Origin of the sequence: Paraburkholderia sp. Ac-20347, assembly GCF_017104805.1 — a bacterium.
Taxonomy (GTDB): Bacteria; Pseudomonadota; Gammaproteobacteria; order Burkholderiales; family Burkholderiaceae; genus Paraburkholderia; species Paraburkholderia tropica.
On record NZ_JAAGPN010000010.1, the window covers coordinates 25,371 to 39,648 of the forward strand.

The window sequence follows — 14,278 nt, forward strand, 5'->3', positions numbered from 1 at the left end:
TGCCGGGCGCGATACCTTCACTGACGCACGAAGTCGCGCGACGGGCTGACGCCCTGCGTGCGGCGATGGCATCCGGTTGGCGTATTGGCGACCTCGCCGAATTTTTCCGGGAGTGTGCGGGTATCACGGTCTCGCCAGGCACCATCCGCACGGCACTGCGCAAGGCGCTCGACGACGCGACGTCGGGTTCACGGCGAAGCCGGGCAAAGCGCCCGCGCAAGAAGGTGTCAACCAGTAAGGGGGCAGCACCGAGCGCGCCCACATCCGGGCAAACAACGGCTCCCCCACCAATATCCGTCCCCCGCCCCAAAACCTCCACCTTTCAGCCGGTGCAGGCAGGCGTTCCGGCGGCAGCCTCGCCAGCATCCGGGATATCCGGCGCGCGCGATACCGTGTCGACGCCTCGCCACGATGACATTCCCATGCTGGGAACAGCACGGACGCAGGGAGCAACCAAGCGAGGACTGAGATGAAGCGCTTTGTGATGGTATGTGGAGATAAGGGTGGCACGGGCAAGAGCCTCATGGCCCGTGCGCTGGCCGATCGCCTGCGACGTGAGCAATGCGAGGCGCTGATGATCGACTGCGACGGAGAGATCGGGAGCCTCTTCCAGTTTCACGCGAAGCTTGACGCGCGAGGCGAGCCTCACGTGGACCAGGCATCGGGCGGCGTGATCCCGATACGCTTTACGGGCACCGAGCGCGAGCGCGACCAGTTGCTTGCGTGCGTTGACCACAACAACGCTCTGGTTCTCGCCGACATGCCAGCGGCATCGCTCACCCAGCTCAGGCAATTTGACCTCGACACGGGCTTTTTTTCGGAGCTCGCCTCGCGCGACTATCGGGCAACACTCGTCAATGTCCTCTCGCCCTTCAGTGCGAGCACCCGCACGGTACGCGAGATGATCGAACTCGCTGGCGAAGGCGCCGACTATGTCGTGGCCATCAATCAATGGTTCGGCGATCAGGAAGATTTTTTCATGTGGTACGGCAATGCGCACAACACGCCAAGTTCGGGGCTGACGATGCTGCATGAGGTTGGGGGAATCGAAATCGCGCTGCCCAGACTGCAGGCCGGGGTGCTCGTCGCCATTGACGACCTCATGCTCAGTTTCTCCGACGCACGTACGGATGCACGTCTGACGACACCGCAGCGCTCAAGACTGCACCGCTGGATGCAGGCGCTCGATGACGAGCTCGATGAGGCAGCGCAGCTGCTAGGTCTCGCGCTGCCTGCTCGGGCACAGGATGCTCACGATGAGCCTTGAGGCGTTCGATAGGCTACTCGCGCGGCTCGACGCTGGCGAGCGCGAACGCATCCACGCGATGGCCATCGCCTATGGACTGAATTTCGACGATCCGTCCTGGGTGCCGTTCGCGATCACCCAGATGACACTGGACACACTGAAGGCCCAGGTCGGACAGGCCGCGGACGAACTGGAGAAAACGGCAGACCGCGTCCTGAACCGCATCGGCAGTGAGGCACTGGCTGTCAGCGCACAGGTACAGACGATGACGGAGGCTCATTCCATCGCCTTCAAGAGTCACAGCAAGATCATGCAGGCGTATGAGCGCGAAGCCACTGCAAAGTACCAGACGCTGCTGGCTGAACTCTCTGGCAAGGAAATCAGGCGGCTGATCGAGCGCAGCGCAAGCGCCATAGCGCGGGACGTTGGGGAAGTCCTGACAGGCGAGCACGGCGCACTGGCCCATACCACGGCGCTCGACGAAGCGCGAGAGCGTTTCGAGAGGTCGATTGCTGCTGCTGTGATCAAGGTCGATCACGCCGCAGCGAAAGCCGCAGTCGCGACGCTACGCGGCGTGCGCTACACGGCATGGGTTGCAATGGCAAGCATCGTGCTCAGTGCACTGACGGTACTTGGCCTGACGGTTTTCTGGGGCGCCAATGTGCCTGTTCAGAACCCGCAGCAAGCCGATCCGGGCGCTCCGGCGCAGTGCTCACAGAGGCCACCGCCAAGCGATCTATCGAATGCCAGACCACGCATACCACGAAGATGAACGTCCCGCCGCGGCATTCGTATCTGCCCGCCAGAAACTACCGAAGCTACCGTGACTACCGTGACTACCGTGACTACTGCGGCTACTGCGGCTACTGCGGCTACTGCGGCTACTGCGGCTACTGCGACGATGGTAGCCCGGCCGGCGAATACGGCACGCCGCCCCGTGCTACAGCCAGCGAAGCATGACAGGCAGCATGACAGGAACAATGAACGCCGTGAACACACCATTGAGCCCCATGCCGAGACCAGCGAACGCGCCCATCTCCTCGCTGACCTGAAACGCCCGCGCGGTGCCGATGCCGTGCGACGCCACGCCGATCGCGAAACCGCGCACTTCGGTCTCGCGCACGCGCAGCAAGTTGAGGATCCAGCGCGCCGTCACCGCGCCGAACACGCCCGTCGAAATCACCAGCACGGCGGTGAGCGAGGGAATGCCGCCGACCTTGTCGGCGACCGCCATCGCAATGGGCGTGGTCGCCGACTTGGGCGCGATCGAGGCGAGCGTCTGATGCGTCGCGCCGAAGAGTTTCGCGATGCCGACCGCCGACACGATCGCGGTGAGCGAACCGGCCACGAGCCCGCCGATGAGCGGCAGCGCCGTGCGCCGCAGCTTGCTCCATTGACGATAGAGCGGCAGCGCGAGCGCGACCGTCGCCGGTCCGAGCAGGAAGTGCACGAACTGCGCGCCTTCGAAATAGGTGCGATACGGCGTGTCAGTGATCTTGAGCGCGACGACCACGATCGCCACCGCGATCAGCACCGGATTGGCGAGCGGGTTGTGCTTCGCGCGCGCGTAGACGTTCAGCGCGATCAGATACGCGACCAGTGTGAGCGTGAGTCCGAGCAGCGGCGAAGCGGCGAGATAGATCCAGATGGCGTCGAGTTTCGCGAACGGCAGAGTCGTATTCACGCTGCGCCCTCCTCGCCGATTTCGTGGCGTCGCTGGCGACGCAGCAGCGCGCGCGTGACGAGCGCGGTGACGGCGATGCCGAGCGTCGTGCTCACGACGAAGCTCGCAATCACGGCGAACGCCTCGCCGCGCACGGCCTGCGCCGACACCATGATGCCGACGCCCGCCGGAATGAAGAGCAGCGACAGGTGGCGCAACAATTCGAGCGCGGTCGGCTCGATGGCTTCGGCGGCGGCGGGCCGCATCATCGCGAAGGCGAACAGCAGGAGCATGCCGATCACGGGACCGGGCACGGGCAGCGAGAACACGTAGGAAACGCTCTCGCCGAGACACTGGAAGATCAGCAGAGCGGCTAGGGAACGGAGCATGGCGGAAGAAGCGGCGCGCTTGTTGGAATGGGTCTGAGTGAGTCTGGACCCGGCAAGGTCCGGCGCGCGGTGCGTGGCCGATACAAAGGCGATACAAGGCCGATGCAATGCGATGCCAGCCGACGCCCGCGCGCTGGCCTGGAGTGTAGCCCACGTGTAAGCCGCCTGCACCCTCGCGCCCATCGGTCGCGCCCTGGCTCCACCACAATCGCCGCGACATTCGCTCCTGCGCGCCCGAAGCGCCCGGCGGCCCACGCCGCCTCGGCTAAAATGTGGCCCCTTGCCGGGCTCGCGCCCGGCCCATCGACGCTCTCGACGATCCGGCCTTCGTGAATTCCACCGCTGCTCCCGCCGCCCAACCCTCGCCCGCCCGCCGCCTGCCGCTGCACGTGGTGCTCGTCTGCAATACGGCCTGGGCCATCTACACCTATCGACGAGGCCTGCTGCGCGCGCTCAACGAAGCCGGCGCGCAGGTCACGGTGATCGCGCCGCGCGACCGCACCTTCGAACCGCTGGAGCAGATGGGTTGCCGCTGCATCGACCTGCACGTGGCGTCGAAAGGCACCAATCCGCTCGACGATCTGCGCACACTGCTCGCGCTGCGCCGGCACTATCGCGCGCTCAAGCCCGACGTCGTGTTCCATTACACGATCAAGCCGAACATCTACGGCTCGGTGGCGGCCTGGCTCGCGCGCGTGCCGTCGGTGGCGGTGACGACGGGGCTCGGCTACGTCTTCATCCAGAAAAGCCGTGCGGCGCAGGTCGCCAAACGCCTCTATCGCTTCGCGTTCCGCTTCCCGCGCGAAGTCTGGTTCCTCAATCGCGATGACGAAACCGCCTTCCGCGAGCAGAATCTGCTGGCTTATCCCGAACGCGCGCGGCTGCTGCACGGCGAGGGCGTCGATCTCGACGACTTCGCGTTCACGCCGCTGCCCGAACGCAGCGAGTTTTCGTTCGTGCTGATTGGCCGCCTGCTCTGGGACAAGGGCGTCGGCGAATACGTCGAAGCCGCGCGCTCGCTGCGCGCGCGTTATCCGCAGGCGCGCTTCTGCCTGCTCGGCCCGGTCGGCGTCGACAACCCGAGCGCGATCACGCGCGACGAAGTGGCCGCGTGGGAACGCGAAGGCGTGATCGCTTATCTGGGCGAAACGGCGGACGTTCGCCCCTATATTGCCGACGCCGATTGTGTGGTGCTGCCCTCGTACCGCGAAGGCGTGCCGCGCACGCTGATGGAAGCGAGCGCGATGGGTCGACCGATCGTGGCCACCGACGCGCCCGGCTGCCGCGAAGTGGTCGCGGACGGCGAAAACGGCCTGCTCTGCGCCGCCCGCGACGCCGCTTCGCTCGCGCAGACGATGGCGCGCATGCTCGATATGTCCCCATCGGACAGAACAAAAATGGCCGAGCGCGGCCGGAAAAAAATTGCGAAAGAATTCGACGAACGCGTTGTGGTACAACGCTACCGGGAAACGATCCGGGAGTTGACCGGATCGACGTTTTGAACGCAGTCTGACGATACGGAACCAGAGCATGGCAGCGACGAACTCAAAAGGCACGATCCTCGTCACGGGCGGCGCGGGCTTTATCGGCTCGCACACTTGCGTCGAACTGCTCAACGGCGGCTACGACGTCGTCGCCGTCGACAATCTCGTCAACAGCCGTCAGGAATCGCTCAAGCGCGTCACGCAGATCACCGGCAAGCCGGTCGCCTTCTACGAGGCCGACGTGCGCGATGCGCAGGCGCTCGAGCGCATTTTCAAGGCGCATCCGATCACGGGCGTGATCCATTTCGCGGCGCTCAAGGCGGTCGGCGAATCGGTCGCGAAGCCGATCGAGTACTACCGCAACAACCTCGACGGCCTGCTCGTGGTGCTCGACGTGATGCGCCAGCACGGCGTGAAGGAGTTCGTGTTCAGCTCGTCGGCGACCGTCTACGGCGTGCCGGAGCGCTCGCCGATCGACGAAACGTTCCCGCTGTCGGCGACGAACCCGTACGGCCAGTCCAAGCTGATCGCCGAACAGATTCTGCGCGACGTCGCGATCTCCGATCCGTCGTGGCGCATCGCCGTGCTGCGTTATTTCAACCCGGTAGGCGCACACGAAAGCGGCCTGATCGGCGAAGATCCGGCCGGTATTCCGAACAATCTGATGCCGTATGTCGCGCAGGTGGCGGTGGGCAAGCTGGAGCGCCTGCGCGTGTTCGGCGGCGATTATCCAACGCCGGACGGCACGGGCGTGCGCGATTACATCCACGTGGTCGATCTGGCACAGGGGCATCTGAAGGCGCTCGACGCGCTGGCCGCGCGCGGCGAAGGCTTTGTCGTGAATCTCGGGACCGGCCAGGGGTATAGCGTGCTCGACGTGGTGAAGGCGTTCGAAAAGGCGTCGGGCCGACCGGTGCCGTATGAGATCGTCGCGCGCCGGCCGGGCGACATCGCCGAGTGCTATGCGAACCCGGCCACGGCGGAAAAGCTGATTGGCTGGAAAGCACAATTCGGCATCGAACGCATGTGCGTGGATCACTGGCGCTGGCAGGAAAATAATCCGCGCGGGTTTGAGTAAAGAAAAAATAAGGGGCGGCCTGCCAGGCCCCGCCGGAGCGCACTTAGGGTCGAAGTGACAAAAAATCCGCCCGCTGATTTTTTATTGCACTTTATTACGTCGACGTTACAGCGCCCGTAATGAAGTTAGAATATCCACTCAATTAAACCAATCTTTACTTGAGTGGGGCGCAAAGGGGTGGAAACAGCAACATCGACGGGTGCCGTCGTCTGGCTCACCGGCATGTCCGGGGCGGGCAAATCGACAATCGCGGGTGCGCTGGTCGAACGGCTCAAAGCGCTCGGCATTCGCTCTACCGTGCTCGACGGCGACGTGTTGCGCACCGGCCTCAACTCCGATCTGGGCTTCAGCGAAGCCGACCGCACCGAAAACCTCCGCCGCGTGGCTCACGTGGCGGATTTGTTTTGTCGGGAAGGTTTTGTCGCCATCACCGCGACGATCTCGCCGGAACCGGAACACCGCGACAATGCGCGACGCATCGTGGGCGACGCCCGGTTCGTGGAAGTGTTCATCGATACGCCGTTCGAGATCTGCGAAGAACGCGACCCGAAGGGGCTGTACAAGCGCGCACGGCGCGGTGAGATTCCGCAGTTCACGGGCATCGGCTCGCCGTATCATGCGCCGGCTCACCCCGATCTCACCTTGCGAACGCACAGCGCCTCGGTCGAACGTTGCGTCGACGACATCGTCGAGCATCTCGCGCGCAGGCATCACGTTGGCGCTGGCGTCATCGGCTAAAGGCTCGCGCGGCACGTTGCGTCCACGCTTCATGCGCTTGCTTCAGACGCCCAACAAAAAAGGCGAAACACACAGGTGTTTCGCCTTTTTCTTTTAGCTCGCCGCCCGCACAGAACTCGTGCCGACTGACTGAAGCTGAGGCGCAACCGCAGGCTGATACTCCGGCACCCACCGCCGCAAATCGCGCCGCACCTCGTCGTCGGAGGGCACGCGATGCTGCATGAGCCACGGCAACAGTTCATCGAGCAGGTTATTCGGTACCTCACGCGCCCGCGCGATACGCAGCTTCGGATGCGGCGTGCGCGTTGTGGCTTCGTCGTCGGCGAGTAGCTCTTCGTAGAGCTTCTCGCCCGGCCGCAGTCCCGTGAACACCACGCGAATCTGCTCCTCCGAGTAGCCATACAGACGAATCAGATCGCGCGCGAGATCGACGATCTTGACCGGTTTGCCCATGTCAAGAATGAAGATCTCACCGCCGTGCCCCATGCTCGACGCCTGCAGCACGAGCTGCGACGCTTCCGGAATCGTCATGAAAAAGCGCGTGATCTCGGGGTGCGTAACCGTCACCGGCCCGCCCTTCGCGATCTGCTGCTGGAACTTGGGAATCACGCTGCCCGCGCTGCCGAGCACGTTGCCGAAACGCACGGTTTCGAACTGCGTGCGCTCGCTAATCTGCTGCAAGGCCTGACACGACATTTCCGCGAGCCGCTTGCTCGCGCCCATCACGTTAGTGGGATTGACAGCCTTGTCGGTCGAAATGAGCACGAAGTGCCGAACCTGATGCTTGATCGCCGCACGCGCCACGCGATAGGTGCCGAGCACGTTATTGCGGATCGCCTGCCACGAATTCAGCTCCTCCATCAGCGGCACGTGCTTGTACGCCGCCGCATGGAAGACGATGTGCGGCGTGTAACGCGCCATCACCTGATCGAGCAGCAAGGAATCCTTGGCATCGCCGACGATCGGCACCACCGAGAGTTCGGGGAAGCGCTCGTGGATCTCCTCGGTCAGCTTGTACATCGCGAATTCGGAGAGATCGAGTGCGACGAGTTGCGCCGGCGCGAAGCGCAGAATCTGGCGGCAGAGTTCGGAGCCGATCGAGCCGCCCGCGCCCGTCACCATCACCACGCGGCCGCTCAGGAGCGCTTCGACGTGCGGCGTGTCGATCTTGACCGCGTCGCGGCCGAGCAGATCTTCGAGGTCGATGTTGCGGACCTGCGAGAGGAAGCCGCGCCCCGGCGTGAGTTCGGTCAGCGAAGGCAGCATCAGCGCCTTCACGCCCGTGCGCACGCATTGTGTGGCCGCACGCCGCTGCACTTCCGCCGACGCCGAGGGAATCGCGATGATCGCGAACTCGCAGCGCAGTTCTTCGGCCCAGCGCGAAATATCGCTGATCGGACCGAGCACCTTGTAGCCGTAGATTTCGCGGCCCTGCTTGGCCGGATCGTCGTCGAGCAGACCGACGAGACGCCATTCGGCCGAACGCGACAGTTCGCGCGCGAGGCTCGCGCCCGCGCCGCCCGCGCCCACCACGATCACGGGCTTGCCCTGCGCGACAAGGCCGCCGTACAGGTAGAACTCCTTGGTTGCGCGATAAAGCGCGCGAGCGCCCCCCATCACGAAGAACAGCAGCAGTGGCGAGACGATCAACACCGAGCGCGGGATGATCGGCATCGGCTGCAACATAACAGAGGCGATCATGACGATCAGCCCGGATGAGATGATGGCCTTCGAAATGCGCAGCAGGTCGGGCAAGCTCGCGAACACCCACATCCCGCGGTAAAGCCCGAAGATACGGAACATAATCGCGTAAATCGGCAGTACCCAGCCGAGCGCGTGTATTCCACTCGACCAGAACGCGTCGGGCACGGGGCCGTTGAAGCGAACGACGTATGCGCATAGCCAAGCTGCGGCGACCGCGCATAAATCGAAAGCGAACGCACTGAAGGAAAGCCAGCGAGCCTTGAATCTGTTCATTAGCGTAGAAACCTAGTTTTGCCCAGTCCGGCGACAATAACCGCGCCAGTGCATGTCGATCCATGCCCCAGCCAACGTCAAGACTATCATCCACGCAACGACGGCCAACCATTGGAGAACCGGGGGTAATTCCCTAGCTCCTAGAGCAAACATTATGCCCGCTAGCATAACCCCATACCAGATCCAGGCGGTCTGCGCGTGTCCGAGACCGGCCTGGACCATGCGCTGATAGTAATGCTCGCGATGGGCTTGCCAGATTTTCTCTCCGCGCAGCAGCCGCTTGAGCAAAGTCACCGACGCGTCGGCAATAAAGGGCATGAACAGCATGGCGGGTAGCCAGATCGGCCAAACCTCGCTCCGCCAGCCGAGATAACCCAATGCTCCGGCAAGGTAGCCCAGTGGGATGGAACCTGCGTCGCCGAGAAAAATCCGCGCGGGATGGAAGTTAAATACCAGGAAGCCCGCCGCGGCTCCGGCCACGATGGCGCTCGACAACGCGAGCGGCAAATCCGGCCTCACCGACGTTGCTGCAGCGATCGCATACCCGCCAAAGCCAAATAGGGCCATTCCGCCCGCCAGCCCGTCCGATCCATCCATGAAATTATAGAGATTAACGAGCCAGACCAGTAAAACTGCAAGGATCGTCAATATCCACCACGGAACCGATGCGGGATAGGTGACAACCAGCCAGGCAACCGCTACTACGTGTGCGCCGAAACGAACTCGAGCGGGCAGACCGCGACGATCGTCGATCTGCGATAACGCGGCAAGCAAGGCGCAGGCAACGGCAGGCAACCAGAGTGCGGGAGCGAGCCAGAGCATGAGGATCACGCCAACCGGCACGATGCCCCAGCCGCCCACACGCGGCGTCGGGCGGACATGTAGCGAACGCTCGTTCGGGACGTCTGTGGCCAGGCGCCACGCAAGGCCGGTCTTGATCAACATGTAGAGCACCAATGCACAGGCAGCGAAAGCCAATAGTGCGCTGGCGCATACGCCCGCGACCGGATCGGTCAGGAATGTCGATACGCTCATAAGGTCAATGCGTTGCGCGGAACCAGCTCGCGGTTTCGCGGAGGCCTTGTTCTGCTGTATAGGGTGCGCTCCAGCCGAGCACCGAACGAATCCGCCCGCTATCGACGCGCAGCTCCCCCACGAGACGCTCCACCTGCGCGGAACGCCCGGTCAGGCGTCCCGCCAGTCTGAGCATCTCCGGAGGAACGCGCACGAGACGCGCGGGCACGTGCAGATGTCGCGCAAGTATTCGGGCAAGTTCGCTCACCGAGAGATCTTGCCCGTCGGTCACATGAAACGTCTGGCCAGCCGCGCGCGGATCGGTCGCGCAATGAATCAGCGCATCCGCCAGCGTCTCTACATAGACGAGGCTGCGCTGAGCCTCGATTGCTCCCAAAGGCAACGGCACGCCTCGGGCAATGGCGTTCATGAGGCTGAAAAAGTTCGCGCGAACGCCCGGCCCATACACGAGCGGCGGACGCACGATGACGATTTCCATTCCCGATGCCGCGCCATAGGCGCACAGTTCGCGCTCGGCCTCGAGTTTCGAAATCCCGTAGGGATCACTGGGGCCGGCGGGAGTACGCTCCGTCAAGGGTTGCCCGTCGCTATGCTCCGCGATGGCCTTGATACTGCTGACGAATACAAATCGACGCGAGCCCGCCGCCCTTGCCGCGCGCGCGACGCGCAGCGTACCAGCGACATTGGTCTCGCGGTAGGCGGCCATTGGGTCTGCGGCCGTCTCTTTGAGTGTATGAACGCGCGCCGCGAGGTGTATGACAGCGTCGCAGCGCAGGTCAGCGGGCCATTCCTGCTCGACGTCAACGAAATCCTTCCCCGTGGACAACCAGGTTCGCCCCCCTTCCCCTGCGGAGCCAGGCTGGCGAACGATACCCGTTACGCGGTCACCACAGGCGAGCAATGCCCGAGACACCGCGCGGCCCACGAACCCGTTCGCGCCTGTTAGCAATACGTCCTGCGTCATCGATTCTTCTCGTGTGCGATGCCAAGCATCTAACTTGTTCTCCTTGACCTGGCATGGATATCGGCGTGCAGCGTTCGCGAAAACCCCGGCAATTGCCCCGCCGACGCGACCAATGCAAGATGCATGGATGCTCCACGCGCACCTGTGCCGGAGAAAACAACCCGCTAAAAAGATCAAGAACTCATTCCTGATATTGGGCGCCGGCCGAGATAATAATAAAATGCGGGCCTTGTTAGCCAGAATTCTTCGAGCCCCGCGTAACAAACATTGTCAAACACATAGCGGGACGCTGCGCCCGCCCAATGCTCACGTCTATCGTCCGCGACGACAGCCTGCCCCGAGATTCCGGCCAGGTAGGTAGCCTAACAGGTGCAGGTTGTGGCAACATTTTGTTACAAGTCACCCTGGACGCGCGTCCCGCACCCGAGATCGATGAGGCAAACTTGACGGTCTTGCCACGGGTGGCCCCAGACGGCATCCCGCCCGGGTACACCGGCACGTCCCGCGAAATAAGAACCGCACTCCACCTGAGCAGAGCAATCCAGATATGAAAGTGTTGTTTGCCACCTATCCGATGGCTTTCCACACGCCCGGCGGCGGCGAGATCCAGCTACTCGCGTACAAAAAGCATCTTCCGTCGCACGGCGTCGATGTAACGCTGTTCAACCCCTGGGAGCCGCGCTTCAAGGAACACGATGTCGTTCACTTCTTTTCATGCGTGGGCGGATCGGTTCACTTCTGCAACTTCGTCAAGCAACTGGGGCTTCCGCTCGTCGTCTCCTCGAGCCTCTGGGTTACAGAAGAAACCCGGCACCTGTATCCCATCGGAGAAATTGCGCATCAGTTCTCGCTGGCCGACCGCGTAATTGCCAACTCCGATATCGAATGCGAAACCCTGGCGAGCGTGCTCGGCCTGCCGCGCGAGAAGTTTGTCACGGTCTATAACGGTGTCGAGGAAGCGTTCTACAGTCCCGTCAGCGCTTCGCTGTTTCGAGATCACTTCGACATTCGCTACCCGTTCGTGCTGAACGTGGGCAATCTCGAACCGCGCAAGAACCAACTCGCGTTGATCCGCGCAATGAAAGCCATGCCGGAGCGCAAGCTCGTGCTAATCGGACATCAACGCGACCCGAATTATGCGCGCGCGTGCTTCGAGGAAGGCGGCGAGCAGTTGCAATACCTGGGTTCACTGCCGCACGAATCGCCGCTGCTTCGCTCCGCATACGCTGCGGCCGACGCTTTCTGCTTGCCCAGCACGCTGGAAACGCCCGGCTTGGCCGCCCTGGAAGCTCATGCGGCCGGATGCCCCGCCGCAGTGACCTCGGTGGGCTCGACGCGTGAATATTTTGGCGACGCGGTTGCCTATCTCGATCCGTCGAACGTAGACAGCATCACGGCGGCCGTACGGCGCGCAACGCAAAGCACGCCCAATAGCAGCACTGCGACGCGCAGTGCCCAGACACATCAATTCCAGTGGCAGAGTGTCCTCAGCCAGCTTGTCACGACTTATCGATCCCTCGCGTAAGAATATGAAATTTCAACTACGCCCCTTAAAGAACGTTCAAAAGGCGTCATCGGCTGCGTTCCAGTGGCACGCGCTCAACAATGACCCACAAATGTGGATCAAAGGCTGGAAGCGGATGGTCGGACGCAAGGTCCGCCTGTCGTTCCAGTTGCAAACCGACAAGCTACCGACGTCGCCTTGCGTGATTTACTACGACGTGGGGCGCGGGATGACCGAAGGCACCACGATCTATCTCGCGGTGGGATCAGACGGCACGGTCAATCAGGAACTGCTGTTGCCGTTCGACACAGTGGCCCTGCGCCTGGACCCGCTTGCCCAGCCGGGCCAGTTCTCGATCAATAATTTTTCTATCCAGCTACTGGCGCGCGAAGTCCCGTTCGTCATGCACCGGCCACGCCATATGGTGGCCGCTCAATCACGTCGAAGCGCGGCAGCCGTACCGTCTGCCGCCGACGTGCGTCGTGATTACGCAAAATGGATCAAGTCGCACGAGCCGGATCGCTCACACTACCCGGAGCTGCGCAAGCGCATCGCAAGCTGGGACCGTAACCCGCTCATCAGTATTCTGATGCCAACGTACAACACGCCCGAGCGCTGGCTGCGCAGGGCGATCGATTCGGTGCTGAACCAGCTATACGAGAATTGGGAAATCTGCATCGCCGACGACAATTCGTCCGATCCTTCGGTGCGCAAGACGATTGACGACTATGTGAGCAAAGATCCGCGCATCAAGGTCGCCTACCGCACCAACAACGGACGCATCAGTGTTGCGAGCAATAGCGCGCTCGAATTGGCAACGGGCGAATTCGTAGGGCTGCTCGACCACGACGACGAATTACACCCGCTCGCGCTGTATTGCTGCGCCGAGGCCATCCGCAACCATCCCGATGCGCGCCTCATCTACACTGACGAAGACAAGATTTCGATCGACGGAGTGCGCTCGGAGCCGTATTTCAAGCCCGACTTTAACTACGATCTGTTCCTCGGCCAAAACATGATCACGCACTTCGGTGTCTATCACACCGAAACCATGCGTGACGTCGGCGGCTTCCGCCAGGAATTCGACGGCTCCCAGGATTACGATCTGGCTCTGCGGTTTCTCGACCGGTGCGGCGAGGCTGCAATCCACCACGTTCCGCGCGTGCTATACCACTGGCGCATGCATCCGCAAAGCACGGCTGCAACGCCGGAGGCAAAGCCCTACGCGCAGATTGCCGCAATGCGCGCTTTGGACGACCACCTGAAGCGCAGAGGCGTCAACGCGCGCGTGGAAGAAGCGCCGAACGCGCATGGCTACAACAAGGTGAGCTACGCGCTGCCTGATCAACAGCCCTCCGTCGAGATTATCATCCCGACTCGCGACGCCGCCGATCTCGTCGCGCAATGCGTGGACTCGATTCGCAAGAAGACCACCTATAGCAACTATCGCATCACGATCATCGACAACGGGTCGGTGAAGTCCGAGACCTTCGCGCTCTTCGACCGCCTGAAGGAAGAGGGCGCCGCGCAGGTCATTCGCGACGACTCCCCTTTCAATTACTCGGCAATTAACAACCGCGTCGGCCTCGCTAGCACAGCTGATTACGTGTGTCTGATGAACAACGACATCGAGGTGATTACACCCGAGTGGTTGAGCGAAATGGTCTCGGTCGCGGTACAGCCCGGCGTCGGCTGCGTGGGCGCCAAGCTGCTTTATCCGAACAACACCATTCAGCACGCCGGCGTGATCATCGGCGTGGGCGGCGTCGCGGGCCACTCGCACAAATACAGCTCGCGGCCGGAACCAGGTTACTTCTCACGCGTGCTGCTGCGTAGTTCGATGTCAGCCGTCACGGCAGCCTGCCTGCTTGTCCGGCAGTCCATCTACAAGGAAGTCGACGGACTGGACGAGCAGCTTCAGGTCGCGTTCAACGACGTCGACTTTTGCCTGCGCGTGCGCAAGGCGGGCTACCGCAACGTTTGGACGCCCTACGCCGAGCTGTATCACCACGAGTCGGCAACACGCGGAGAAGAAGACGATCCGGTCAAGATCGCCCGTTTCAATCGAGAGATAGAGTATGTGCAGAAGCGCTGGGGCGAACAACTCAAACTCGACCCGTGCTATTCGCCGAACCTCACCCTGGAACACGAAGACTTTTCGTACGCGTGGCCTCCGCGCGTCGCAGATTTGCTGATTTAA

Annotated in this window: 12 protein-coding genes; 7 read left to right on the forward strand and 5 right to left on the reverse strand. The window is 62.5% G+C overall.

The genetic code is table 11. The annotated features are described in order from the left end of the window. The first annotated feature begins 469 nt into the window (after positions 1-469). Complete coding sequence (locus tag G3N97_RS03460) at positions 470-1,267, forward strand: cobalamin biosynthesis protein CobQ (protein ID WP_205991920.1); 798 nt, start codon at positions 470-472, stop codon at positions 1,265-1,267. Beyond that, positions 1,257-2,018: a hypothetical protein gene (locus G3N97_RS03465; protein ID WP_205991921.1), complete on the forward strand. Its 762-nt coding sequence runs from the start codon at positions 1,257-1,259 to the stop codon at positions 2,016-2,018. Before G3N97_RS03460 ends, G3N97_RS03465 begins: the two co-directional genes overlap by 11 nt. A 168-nt stretch (positions 2,019-2,186) precedes the next feature. Here the strand turns inward: G3N97_RS03465 and G3N97_RS03470 are convergent, their stop codons facing one another. Together G3N97_RS03470 and G3N97_RS03475 are read right to left on the reverse strand one after the other, a co-directional pair. Continuing rightward, positions 2,187-2,930 (reverse strand): LrgB family protein, encoded by a 744-nt coding sequence (locus tag G3N97_RS03470; protein WP_346778011.1) that lies wholly within the window; start codon positions 2,928-2,930, stop codon positions 2,187-2,189. Further along, the gene (locus G3N97_RS03475; RefSeq protein WP_205991922.1) at positions 2,927-3,298 is read right to left on the reverse strand and encodes a CidA/LrgA family protein; all 372 of its coding nucleotides are present in this window, start codon (positions 3,296-3,298) and stop codon (positions 2,927-2,929) included. Before G3N97_RS03475 ends, G3N97_RS03470 begins: the two co-directional genes overlap by 4 nt. Positions 3,299-3,675: 377 nt before the next feature. Between G3N97_RS03475 and G3N97_RS03480 the strand changes: the two genes are divergently transcribed. The 3 genes from G3N97_RS03480 to cysC all read left to right on the forward strand — a co-directional run bounded on the left by G3N97_RS03480 (position 3,676) and on the right by cysC (position 6,598). Then, positions 3,676-4,800 (forward strand): glycosyltransferase family 4 protein, encoded by a 1,125-nt coding sequence (locus G3N97_RS03480; RefSeq protein ID WP_241030359.1) that lies wholly within the window; start codon positions 3,676-3,678, stop codon positions 4,798-4,800. 28 nt (positions 4,801-4,828) lie between these two features. Further along, complete coding sequence (galE, locus tag G3N97_RS03485) at positions 4,829-5,860, forward strand: UDP-glucose 4-epimerase GalE (protein ID WP_205991924.1); 1,032 nt, start codon at positions 4,829-4,831, stop codon at positions 5,858-5,860. Positions 5,861-6,022: 162 nt separating this feature from the next. Beyond that, the gene (gene cysC / locus G3N97_RS03490) at positions 6,023-6,598 is read left to right on the forward strand and encodes an adenylyl-sulfate kinase (RefSeq protein WP_346778012.1); all 576 of its coding nucleotides are present in this window, start codon (positions 6,023-6,025) and stop codon (positions 6,596-6,598) included. Positions 6,599-6,691: 93 nt separating this feature from the next. Here cysC and G3N97_RS03495 read toward each other — a convergent pair whose 3' ends face one another. Genes G3N97_RS03495 through G3N97_RS03505 form a run of 3 tightly spaced genes read right to left on the reverse strand, consistent with a single transcriptional unit; the run spans position 6,692 to position 10,574 of the window. Beyond that, positions 6,692-8,575, reverse strand: coding sequence for a nucleoside-diphosphate sugar epimerase/dehydratase (locus G3N97_RS03495; protein WP_205991925.1), 1,884 nt, complete (start codon positions 8,573-8,575; stop codon positions 6,692-6,694). A 12-nt stretch (positions 8,576-8,587) separates the two neighbouring features. Then, positions 8,588-9,610: a glycosyltransferase family 4 protein gene (locus tag G3N97_RS03500; RefSeq protein ID WP_205991926.1), complete on the reverse strand. Its 1,023-nt coding sequence runs from the start codon at positions 9,608-9,610 to the stop codon at positions 8,588-8,590. Positions 9,611-9,614: 4 nt separating this feature from the next. Next, positions 9,615-10,574: an NAD-dependent epimerase/dehydratase family protein gene (locus G3N97_RS03505; RefSeq protein WP_205991927.1), complete on the reverse strand. Its 960-nt coding sequence runs from the start codon at positions 10,572-10,574 to the stop codon at positions 9,615-9,617. A gap of 547 nt (positions 10,575-11,121) precedes the next feature. Here G3N97_RS03505 and G3N97_RS03510 point away from each other — a divergent pair. Together G3N97_RS03510 and G3N97_RS03515 are read left to right on the forward strand one after the other, a co-directional pair. Then, on the forward strand, positions 11,122-12,099 hold the full coding sequence (locus tag G3N97_RS03510; protein ID WP_205991928.1) for a glycosyltransferase: 978 nt from the start codon (positions 11,122-11,124) through the stop codon (positions 12,097-12,099). A gap of 4 nt (positions 12,100-12,103) precedes the next feature. Continuing rightward, complete coding sequence (locus G3N97_RS03515; protein ID WP_205991929.1) at positions 12,104-14,278, forward strand: glycosyltransferase family 2 protein; 2,175 nt, start codon at positions 12,104-12,106, stop codon at positions 14,276-14,278.

Coding starts and splice junctions, on each gene's coding strand:
- G3N97_RS03460 (WP_205991920.1), top strand. CDS start 470: ATGAAGCGCTTTGTGATGGTATGTGGAGATAAGGGTGGCACGGGCAAG.
- G3N97_RS03475 (WP_205991922.1), bottom strand. CDS start 3,298: ATGCTCCGTTCCCTAGCCGCTCTGCTGATCTTCCAGTGTCTCGGCGAG.
- G3N97_RS03495 (WP_205991925.1), bottom strand. CDS start 8,575: ATGAACAGATTCAAGGCTCGCTGGCTTTCCTTCAGTGCGTTCGCTTTC.
- G3N97_RS03505 (WP_205991927.1), bottom strand. CDS start 10,574: ATGACGCAGGACGTATTGCTAACAGGCGCGAACGGGTTCGTGGGCCGC.
- G3N97_RS03515 (WP_205991929.1), top strand. CDS start 12,104: ATGAAATTTCAACTACGCCCCTTAAAGAACGTTCAAAAGGCGTCATCG.
- G3N97_RS03500 (WP_205991926.1), bottom strand. CDS start 9,610: ATGAGCGTATCGACATTCCTGACCGATCCGGTCGCGGGCGTATGCGCC.
- G3N97_RS03510 (WP_205991928.1), top strand. CDS start 11,122: ATGAAAGTGTTGTTTGCCACCTATCCGATGGCTTTCCACACGCCCGGC.
- galE (WP_205991924.1), top strand. CDS start 4,829: ATGGCAGCGACGAACTCAAAAGGCACGATCCTCGTCACGGGCGGCGCG.
- G3N97_RS03465 (WP_205991921.1), top strand. CDS start 1,257: ATGAGCCTTGAGGCGTTCGATAGGCTACTCGCGCGGCTCGACGCTGGC.